General features: G+C 45.5%; 11 protein-coding genes. 7 read left to right on the top strand and 4 right to left on the bottom strand.

The genetic code is table 11. The features are described from left to right. A partial coding sequence (locus A3842_RS05200) for a polymer-forming cytoskeletal protein (protein WP_256701519.1) occupies positions 1–595 on the top strand: 595 nt, incomplete at its 5' end. 117 nt (positions 596–712) lie between these two features. On the opposite strand, the gene A3842_RS05195 is transcribed toward A3842_RS05200, so the two are convergent. Next, positions 713–1,486: an AraC family transcriptional regulator gene (locus A3842_RS05195; RefSeq protein ID WP_074100682.1), complete on the bottom strand. Its 774-nt coding sequence runs from the start codon at positions 1,484–1,486 to the stop codon at positions 713–715. A 16-nt stretch (positions 1,487–1,502) separates the two neighbouring features. Beyond that, positions 1,503–2,084: a LysE family translocator gene (locus A3842_RS05190; RefSeq protein ID WP_074100681.1), complete on the bottom strand. Its 582-nt coding sequence runs from the start codon at positions 2,082–2,084 to the stop codon at positions 1,503–1,505. A gap of 168 nt (positions 2,085–2,252) precedes the next feature. On the opposite strand from A3842_RS05190, the gene A3842_RS05185 reads away from it, so the two are divergent. The 5 genes from A3842_RS05185 (at position 2,253) to A3842_RS05165 (ending at position 5,653) form a co-directional block, all read left to right on the top strand. Next, complete coding sequence (locus tag A3842_RS05185; protein ID WP_074100680.1) at positions 2,253–3,137, top strand: AraC family transcriptional regulator; 885 nt, start codon at positions 2,253–2,255, stop codon at positions 3,135–3,137. 51 nt (positions 3,138–3,188) lie between these two features. Then, positions 3,189–3,671: a DinB family protein gene (locus A3842_RS05180; RefSeq protein WP_074100679.1), complete on the top strand. Its 483-nt coding sequence runs from the start codon at positions 3,189–3,191 to the stop codon at positions 3,669–3,671. 321 nt (positions 3,672–3,992) lie between these two features. Continuing rightward, positions 3,993–4,328: a DUF3139 domain-containing protein gene (locus A3842_RS05175; protein WP_074100678.1), complete on the top strand. Its 336-nt coding sequence runs from the start codon at positions 3,993–3,995 to the stop codon at positions 4,326–4,328. Positions 4,329–4,445: 117 nt separating this feature from the next. Next, entirely contained in the window at positions 4,446–5,147 is a 702-nt protein-coding gene (locus tag A3842_RS05170) for a hypothetical protein (protein WP_074100677.1), read from the top strand. 53 nt (positions 5,148–5,200) lie between these two features. Then, positions 5,201–5,653 (top strand): hypothetical protein, encoded by a 453-nt coding sequence (locus A3842_RS05165; protein WP_074100676.1) that lies wholly within the window; start codon positions 5,201–5,203, stop codon positions 5,651–5,653. A 61-nt stretch (positions 5,654–5,714) separates the two neighbouring features. On the opposite strand, the gene A3842_RS05160 is transcribed toward A3842_RS05165, so the two are convergent. Beyond that, positions 5,715–6,578: a hypothetical protein gene (locus tag A3842_RS05160; RefSeq protein ID WP_074100675.1), complete on the bottom strand. Its 864-nt coding sequence runs from the start codon at positions 6,576–6,578 to the stop codon at positions 5,715–5,717. A 226-nt stretch (positions 6,579–6,804) separates the two neighbouring features. Here A3842_RS05160 and A3842_RS05155 point away from each other — a divergent pair, with 226 nt between their 5' ends. Continuing rightward, positions 6,805–7,707 (top strand): WD40/YVTN/BNR-like repeat-containing protein, encoded by a 903-nt coding sequence (locus A3842_RS05155; protein ID WP_074100674.1) that lies wholly within the window; start codon positions 6,805–6,807, stop codon positions 7,705–7,707. A 53-nt stretch (positions 7,708–7,760) separates the two neighbouring features. On the opposite strand, the gene A3842_RS05150 is transcribed toward A3842_RS05155, so the two are convergent. Then, the gene (locus A3842_RS05150) at positions 7,761–8,567 is read right to left on the bottom strand and encodes an alpha/beta fold hydrolase (protein ID WP_074100673.1); all 807 of its coding nucleotides are present in this window, start codon (positions 8,565–8,567) and stop codon (positions 7,761–7,763) included. Positions 8,568–8,941: the final 374 nt, after the last annotated feature.

Below are 8,941 nucleotides of genomic sequence, written 5' to 3'. Positions count from 1 at the left end.
TAATATGAATATACCAAAAACAGGGGGAATTATTGTGAAGCTAGTAAAAGGATTGTTGGTTGCAGGTGTGGCGGCAGCGTTGTTGTCGGGTTGTGGAAATAATAATAATAATGCAAATGAAGCGGCTAGTGCATCACCGGCTGCAAGTGCCGCGGCAACTACTACAGATGCACAAAGCACAGCATCCATCGTTAACCAGGCAGATGCCTTTACCAAAGCCGTTAGTGCAGATGGTAACTGGATTGTAGCGATTCTAAATGACCTGACTGTTGACACCGATGTGGTTGTTGCCGGTGAATTCCATGATAAAGGCAAAGCAGAAAATGCTATCTACCGCAAACTGGCTCTGTACGCACAGGATGCAGACCACAAGATCACTGCCAGCTACACGCTGACTGCTCCTAAGGTTACCGTTCAAAGTGAAAATTTCAAAGTGCAGGGCGGAACGATCAAAGGTGACGTTTATGTAGAAGCCAAAGGATTTACTCTGGATAAAACAGCAACAATTGACGGCAACCTGTACTTTAAAAGCGATGATCTGAAAACAAGTGCTGTTCTTGAAGGTAAAGTTACTGGCGAAACAGCCGTTAAATAATTGACACTTTGAATCATAGCTATTATTAAATCATATTGAAAAGCCTGTAGAGCTGACCCATTCCGGGTTCAGAATCTACAGGCTTTTTTACAATAGGAATAAAAGACTGTCAATCTCTCAATTCAGTTGTGACCTATATTCATAGGCCGTAATGCCGAACATACTTTTGAAATGCCTGTTGAGATGGGTCAGATCCGTAAATCCGCATTCGGTGACGGCGGTATAGACATCCTTGGTCCGCTCGATGGCTTGCTTGGCATGCTCTACTTTGCAGTTCAGGAAGAATTGATATGGTGAGATGCCGGTATGGCTCTTGAATGCCCGGATGAACTGGTATTTGGACATTCCAAACTCCTGGCAAAGATCGTCCAGCTTCAATACGTGATCTATGCTGAAATACATTTTTTCTTTTGCTTGCTCGACAAGCTTGTTATTCGTTCTCTGCCCCGTATCGAAATGTGTCTCTGAGACGAGACCGGCTATTTTCATTAACAGCTCGCTGCACAGCACTTCATCTTTGCCCGACTGTATGGCATAACTCAGTCTTAATATGCACGACGCTAACTCTGCATCGTAGACAATGGGAGAAGAGAAGCGCAATTCTTGGCCGCCGAGGATCTCCGAGAACAAGTCCGGCTTGATGTACAGCATCACATAGTCAATGCCTTCCCTGTCATAAGAGCTGCCGTCATGATACTGTTCCCGGTTGAACAGCATAACGCCATTTCTATGGGAGGCCTGATAGCTTCCCTCCAGATTATATTGCTGTATGCCGCGCAGGGTTACGCCGATGGCATATTCCTCGTGGCAATGCTTTTTGTAAGTGAAATCGGTAAAACTTGCCGACAAAGCCAGGATACCTGCTGATTTGGCATAGTTGAATTTCTCCACGCGGCTCACCTCCAAGTTATAGAATTCCCGATACCATTACTGCAGAATATAACATAAACAAGGCCATTAGAGTATTAATCAACCGGTGATGCTCCAGCAGCAATCTTCTGAAGACAGCGCCGCACACGACCCAGGTCACAAACGCCAGAAATCCGATAACTGTAATCATCAGCACAAACAGAAAGGAAGCGGATGATGAAGTATAATAGGGCAACACGTAGCTGGGAATTACAGTTAGAGTGAATAGCAGCACTTTCGGATTGATAAACTGCATCAGCAGGCCTGAGGTAAAACTGGTTGTCTGCACCGGCGTGGCGTCCGCTCGCCCCATTCGATAGATCTGATAAGCAAGGTAGAGCATATATACACTGCCTGCGATCTGCATGATGCCAAGTATATTTGGAATAATTCCGGTAAGCATACGGTTAAGCAGAGCGGAAGCAGCAAGCAGCAGACCAAAGGCAATTGTCGCTCCCCACACATACTCCATAGCTTTTCTGGCACCATAATGCTGTACGGATGATAGAATGACAATATTGGTAGGTCCGGGTGTAAAGGTGACCACAATACAGTACAGAATGAAGGATACGATGTTCATAATGACCTCCTATACAAGTAGTCACATGAATATACACCCTGAAGTCTAATGACTATAGTATATTATTGCAGCAATCAAAAGGGAATGACCCGTCAATATGGTGCACCAACTGTCGGAACCGGGTCCTGAAGGGCTGTTATTCTAGGAATGAGGGGAGGAGGAAGTGAAATGAATCTGCTGGAGAACATGAATGATGCTCTAGCTTACATTGAAGCACATCTCAAGGAAGAGGTGGATCTCAAGGAGGCTGCCAGACGGGCATTATGCTCCGAATATCACTTCAAGCGGATGTTCTCATTCCTTGCCGGAGTATCGCTATCGGAGTATATCCGTTTTAGACGCCTGACGCTGGCCGCATTTGAACTGCAGCAAAGTCCGCTGCGGATCATCGATGTAGCTCTGAATTATGGCTACAGCTCACCGGATGCGTTCACGAAGGCGTTCCAGCTTTTTCACGGAGTGACTCCATCGGAAGCACGGGCGGGCGGGTTCTCCCTGAAATCCTTTCCTCGGATGACTTTTCAGTTGACGATTAGGGGAGGCAGTGAAATGAATTACCGTATCGAGGAAAAAGAGGCTTTTCGCATTGTTGGACTGAAGAAGAGGGTTCCGATTCAGTTTGGCGGCGTGAATCCGGAGATTGCTGCCATGTGGCAGAGCCTGAATATGCAAATGATTACCGAGCTCAAGGAGCTGTCGAATATCGATCCGGCCGGGATGATCAGCGCATCGGTGAATTTCTCTGAAGGGCGCATGGAGGAAAAAGGAGAACTGGACCACTATATCGGTGTAGCTACCTCGCTTGAAGGTCCGGGGCATTACGCGCAGCTTGAGGTTCCCGCCTCCACATGGGCAGTATTTGAAGCGGTTGGGCCGTTCCCGGATACCCTTCAGGATATTTGGGGCCGGGTTTACTCCGAATGGTTCCCTTCTTCCAATCACGAGCTGGTAGAAGGGCCGGAGATTTTGTGGAATGAGAGCAAGGATACGGCCTCGCCGGCGTACAGAAGTGAAATTTGGATACCGGTTCAATTGACCCGCCTGTCGGGTTGATATGGTAAGGTATGATTACATCCTAACATCGACAAGGCAGGTGTAATAGAAATGGTTCAGGCTAAGGAAGTGCTCAGCAACCAGCTGCTCGCAAATGCAAATGACCCTAGCTGGTATGTTACCTTTACAGAATCGGTGCAGGGGTTAAGCGAAGATGAGGCGCTGTGGAAGGCGGACGAAGACAGCAACAGCATTGCCGAATTGGTTCAGCATTTGCTGTATTGGAATCAGACCTGGCAGACTCGGTACCTTGAAGCCAGTGTTCATGCCGTACCCTCTGTAGAGAGCAACAATCTTACATTTCAGCTTCCCCAGAGTACCTCATTCGAGCAGCTTCAAACAAGGTTGCTGGAGGTGCTGTTGGATTGGCAGAGACTGTTAACCGAAAGACAGCTGGCGGAAGACGTGCTGGAGTTCCCCGGCAGCCAGTGGTGGGAAATCGTCGGGAATGTGACTACCCATAATGCCTATCATATCGGCCAGATCGTATTTATCCGCAAGCTGCAGAAGAGCTGGAAACGAAGTAGGGAATAGAACCATAGGTACTAGAAGATATTTCGCTTGATATATTTAACATGTAACAACCAGATTAGAGCATCTCGATTTTCTGAGGTGCTTTTTTTGAGATTATTTTGGTGCCTGCCGTGGCGTTTTTTACTCTCGGATATGATCCGGGGGACCTTTTCTGGAGTACAAATGCCCCTACCTTTTAGGTCCGGTTGTTTATTTTGATTATAGTTGGGTTGAATCTATCTGAAGAGCTAGTTAATATTGGAATTAATAACCATACACGCTACAGGGTAAAGAAATTAAAGGTTTTCATAATATTATGTGATTTTAAACGGAGGTGAAGACTTGAATAGAAAAAGAGGACTCTTTATTGTTCTAACAATACTGCTTGCTGTGATTTTAGTCGGCAGCTATTTTTTATTGACAGGATTACCGCAGAAAAAAAGTGGAATTGCAAATGAAGTAAGAGAATATCTTATCAATGAACGGTCATACTCTGTTGATGAAATTCAAAAAGTTCAGGGAGTCTATAGTTTTAAATCTGATGATTATCAGGCTACCGTAAGATTCAAAGATGAGCTTAATGTAAATTATACATATGAAAAAATAGAAGGTACGTACAAGCTTGTTGAAACTTCAAATATACATGGAAATCATATAGATGAAACGTATAATCAATAAATATTTGTAATCCCGTTGTAGTGCTTGTGAACCTTCTTCACGAGTTATTAGCACCAACGATTAATGAAGATGATATGTTATAATAAGGAAAATCAATGTATTGGAGGTGATACCAGCATGAGAATGAGATTGCCCATAGAAGTGCAGATTATGGCATTGTGTTTGGTAGTTTCTTGTATTGCAACCTCTTGTGATTCAGGTGAACCGTCTAGCAAAGTATCGGAAGAGCTCCCCCATAAGTTAACTTCTGAGCAAGCGGGTGCATTGATTCTGGCCAATAAGAACTTATCAGCTTTCAGTGAAATGGCGTCACACCTGATCGACATCACCCCCTCTGACATTTGGGAACAAACAGGGCATCAGCTTTTTAAAAATATAGAATCGACTTCGAGCTGGGATACCTTTGCCGTGTCTGATGGGAGTGCTGTGCAGATCGGTATGGGGTTCGGCGGATTTGGGGTAACAAGCGCTGTCCCATATGATGTGAATAAAGATGGTACAGTGGATATAGTCTATGCATATTCTTTTGGCTCAGGTCTTCACCGCTCGGTTATTGCGTGGCTGGACCTGCAGAATTCCACCGAGCATATCATTTCAAGCAAACCGGCACAAACGGATTTCCGCCAGTATGATCTGATCCTGAAAACTGAAGATAAGCAGATTGGAGTTTACCGTATTAAAGACATGGGTACGAGCAAAACCAGTTTAGATGTATTACGTACATACCCTTCCAAGACAGATATTGAGAATATGACTCTAGTTAAGGAAGGGGAACTGGTTTGGGAGAACGGTGAATTCTTTAACATTCCTGTGGATTGATTACTATAAGGATTTCAAGGTGGAATGCTTGAATCTTGGTTAGGGGGATCATCATGTTTCATCCTGTAAGCCTAATAATACCGCTGATGATATTGCTGCCTAATTTGCTGTTTTTCAAATTTCAGCCTCAGAACATGCCTGGCGAGACGGCCAGGAATCTTCTTTTGACTGGATCAGAATTCATTGGGCGAATGGGTGTGATCACCGTTCCACTTTTCTATTCCCTTCATGTGCAGAATGGTTATGAGGTCCTGGCTCTAGTAGTGATGCTGCTCTCACTGGGTATGTACTATTTTGGATGGAGAAGATACTTCATGAACGGAAGAGTGTACAGATTGCTGTTCACACCGCTCATGGGTGTTCCTGTGCCTTTGGCGTTAAGTCCAGTCCTCTATTTTCTGTCTGCTTCAGTGATTCTGCACTCCGGCTATCTGCTTATCTTCAGTATAATACTTGGAGCAGGACATATCCCCGCCAGTCTCGGTGATTATAAACGGAATACATAAGCCCGGACAAGGTTAACGGAAATCAAATCTGTCTTAAGGAATCAAAAGATGCGAATTGCATCTAAATATACTCTCCAAACGGCTGAACCAGAATATCTCTGTTCACGCCAAGCTTACCTTGCCAGCCAGCCCAGGGCATCTCCATATCGGAGCGGCCTTTGGTATTGTTTAATTCATGCTCCCCGTTCAGGATCTCTTCAATATTCGTCCAATAACCTGGGGCTAGCGGTAGGATGGCGTTCGGGAGTACACCTAACATGGCTAGCGATTGCAGAATGCCCCTGCGTGTGCCTGCGGTTCCTTTGAGCAGCTTGGACGAAGTCAGACGTTTCTCAAATTGGCCGGGTGTTTCTTCATCTGCCGCTGCTTCAAGCATATTTAGGAGCTGTGTGAAAAGTTGAATATCTTCGCTCTTCGGGAACCCATACCCACGCTCCAATAATTTATATAATTCGGTAAGATCCGTATATGCCCCAGTGGTGCTGCCGTAGGTGCTACCTAAATGAATAGCGTACCTGATCCGGGACAGGTTCTCCCATTGATTACTATGGAACCCGCAGAACTTGCAGCACACAAAGCGTTCGGCTTGTTCATAATCATGCTCTTGCATATGGATCATCCGCTGATAACTCATGAGAGAAGAAACGCCCCTGGGGAAACTTCCGCCAACCCCCGCAATAAAAGCTCCTGCGATTCGGGACCAGCTGGCACGCCCGTCCGATTGGAGAGCAATCAGCATCCGGTTGATATCATGATGTGTAATTTCATGCGTGTCATTGGCCTCCCACCCGTACTGCTCCAACTGCTTGCGCTCAGCAGGCTCCATGGTCTCCGTTCGATACAAGCTAACACCACGTTCTACGTCATATTCGGAATTCGTATGATGGTAGAGTTTCTTTAGGGCATCAAGCATTTTTTTGTCCATTCATATAGTCCTCTCTGCCGGAGATGTCTCTGTACCTTGACTACTAGACTAATAGGAGTTTCCGCCAAAAGCAAAATACTGCAGTACTGTGCATACCGATTGGATTCTTTAGGCGAACAGGAATGCTTTACAAAATAGTATTGAGAATGATAACTTTATGCCACTTTTATAGCAGGACAATCGTTTATTGTAAGAAATATACAGGAATATAGGAGGAGGATTGGTGATGCGGAGAGGATTCTGGTTGAGGAAAATCCCTTGGTTTGGAGCGTTGCTATTGATATCGTTATCGGCAATGTTTGTCTCCGGAATCAGCGAGGGCAGCAGTGTAGCGCTCAAACCGGGGACGGTATATACACGCGATTCGGCAGGGGAGCAGGTCATTGCCTATAATGCCGGTCATTCGTATTCGCTCGACAAGGATGGTCATGTGATCATTTCGTACAGCAACGGCAAATCGAAGGTCAAAGCCCCATTGACCCTGATCCCGGGCTATCGAGAAGACTCGGGAATGTCCGAACATGAAACGGGTTTTTTTATCTCCATAGACAAAACAGCTATTACTTATGGAGGCTCTAGAGGAACTCCGGTTCAGGTGCTTATCTCCAATAATCAGGGGAAAACATGGAATACGTACCCAGTGACAAAAGAGCTCATCGGCACGACCAAAAACATCGGATTCATTTCCAAAAATGAAGGCTGGATAGTGCTCAGCAGATTCAACGGGATGGGCAGTGAAAATCATTATATCTACAAGACAAAAGATGGCGGGAAGTCTTGGAGTGAAGTGAAGGGGAATGCCAATACAGTATACGCAAGAGTATTAACCGGAGCAGGCTTTGCCAATGACAAGATCGGGTTTTTGGGGTTCAGATATGAAACGGACTTCCAACCGGCCATATGCTGGACGCAGGACGGAGGGAAGAGCTGGACTAAGCTTCATATCAAGCTGCCCGATGGTTTTGCAGACTATAGCTTGACGCCGCTCTCTCCGGTATTCGATGGGGCAACAGGACAGTTCCCTATACAACTCAGTAAGGATGGAGCAGGTAATGTAGTGGGTACGGTCTATTTGACTAGCCATAATTACGGGAAGACGTGGAAGTATAATAAAGTAGTGTTTCGCTGAGGATACCTGAGTAAAGGAGATTGTGATCAGTCCGACAGTCCAGCTGTAATCTGCTAGGCAAATCTGGATAGCTCCCGGTTGAATCTCTCACGTTCGTCATAAAAAAGTCCGTGGCCGCTGTTCTCAAAGGGCACAAGCACCGAATTTCGTATCCCTTGATGCTGCGCCACAGCCAGCGGGTACAGACATACTTGATCATGAATGCCATGAAGAATCAATGTGGGTACGTGCACTTTTGGAAGATCAACAAATAATTCTTCAGCGAGCCAGGCTCTGGAGACGGCTATCGTGGACCAGCTTGCCGCTTGCAACCCTAATTGGAAAAACCAATCCGAGAACGGCTCAGAAACCTTTTGGTAGAAAAATTGTTCTCCGAAGTTACGGAGCATCTTGGGCCGATCCTGGTAAGTTGCCTGAATGATCTGCTCAATCGCTTCTTTGGTGGTGCCATAGGGGAAACCTGGCCGCTGAATTAGACTGGGGGCTGCCGACGCAAACAGCGCAAGCTTGGAAACACCATATCCGTTATGCCGGGCCATATATCGGATCGTTACTGCTCCTCCGGTGGAGTGCCCGGCTAATGTAATATCGCGGAGTCCCAAAGCTCCGATCACACACCGGATATCATCCGCTAACCGGTTGTAGTTGTATCCGTCCAGCGGTTTATCCGAATTGCCGAATCCGCGCATGTCTATCCCGATACAACGATACCCCAGGGGCACCAGAGAATTGTATTGATATTCGAACATTTTATGGTTTGCAGGCCAGCCATGGATGAACAGAATCGTTTTTCTGCCCAGCGGATTGATATCATTGACATATACATTCACATTCGGTTCTACTCTAATCCAATGTTCCATAAGGCATTCCTCACTTATCCTTTGATTGGGTCTAGTTGGGATATACTATTCCGCTGATCTTATTAAGTGCCCAGTGTCAAAGGAAAATAAAGTGTTAGACTGAAAAATAAAGTGTTAAACTCGGAAAATTAAGTATTAGATTGACAATGCTTCACTACGCTAACGGGCAGGATAGCTCAATAATTTCGCGAATATTCTCATATGGAGTTATTTACGAAGTTCGTAAATAAGACGTTAGGCGAAACCGCTTATTGATTTTGAAATAAATATAGCAGAATAAATAAGAGGGTGAAATCATGGAGCGATTAGAGATATACCCATTTGAATTTGAACTGCATGGATTCGTTCAAGATGTCATTGGACCATTCCAAATC

This window comes from Paenibacillus sp. P3E, assembly GCF_001909045.1.
GTDB classification, from domain to species: domain Bacteria; phylum Bacillota; class Bacilli; order Paenibacillales; family Paenibacillaceae; genus Paenibacillus_AQ; species Paenibacillus_AQ helianthi.
Note: the sequence above shows the minus strand (reverse complement) of the source record. Positions and strands in the feature narration are given on the sequence as shown.

Excerpts from the sequence above, each read along its gene's own strand:
- A3842_RS05190 (WP_074100681.1), bottom strand. The coding sequence starts at position 2,084 with ATGAACATCGTATCCTTCATTCTGTACTGTATTGTGGTCACCTTTACA.
- A3842_RS05185 (WP_074100680.1), top strand. The coding sequence starts at position 2,253 with ATGAATCTGCTGGAGAACATGAATGATGCTCTAGCTTACATTGAAGCA.
- A3842_RS05180 (WP_074100679.1), top strand. The coding sequence starts at position 3,189 with ATGGTTCAGGCTAAGGAAGTGCTCAGCAACCAGCTGCTCGCAAATGCA.
- A3842_RS05170 (WP_074100677.1), top strand. The coding sequence starts at position 4,446 with ATGAGAATGAGATTGCCCATAGAAGTGCAGATTATGGCATTGTGTTTG.
- A3842_RS05165 (WP_074100676.1), top strand. The coding sequence starts at position 5,201 with ATGTTTCATCCTGTAAGCCTAATAATACCGCTGATGATATTGCTGCCT.
- A3842_RS05160 (WP_074100675.1), bottom strand. The coding sequence starts at position 6,578 with ATGGACAAAAAAATGCTTGATGCCCTAAAGAAACTCTACCATCATACG.
- A3842_RS05155 (WP_074100674.1), top strand. The coding sequence starts at position 6,805 with ATGCGGAGAGGATTCTGGTTGAGGAAAATCCCTTGGTTTGGAGCGTTG.
- A3842_RS05150 (WP_074100673.1), bottom strand. The coding sequence starts at position 8,567 with ATGGAACATTGGATTAGAGTAGAACCGAATGTGAATGTATATGTCAAT.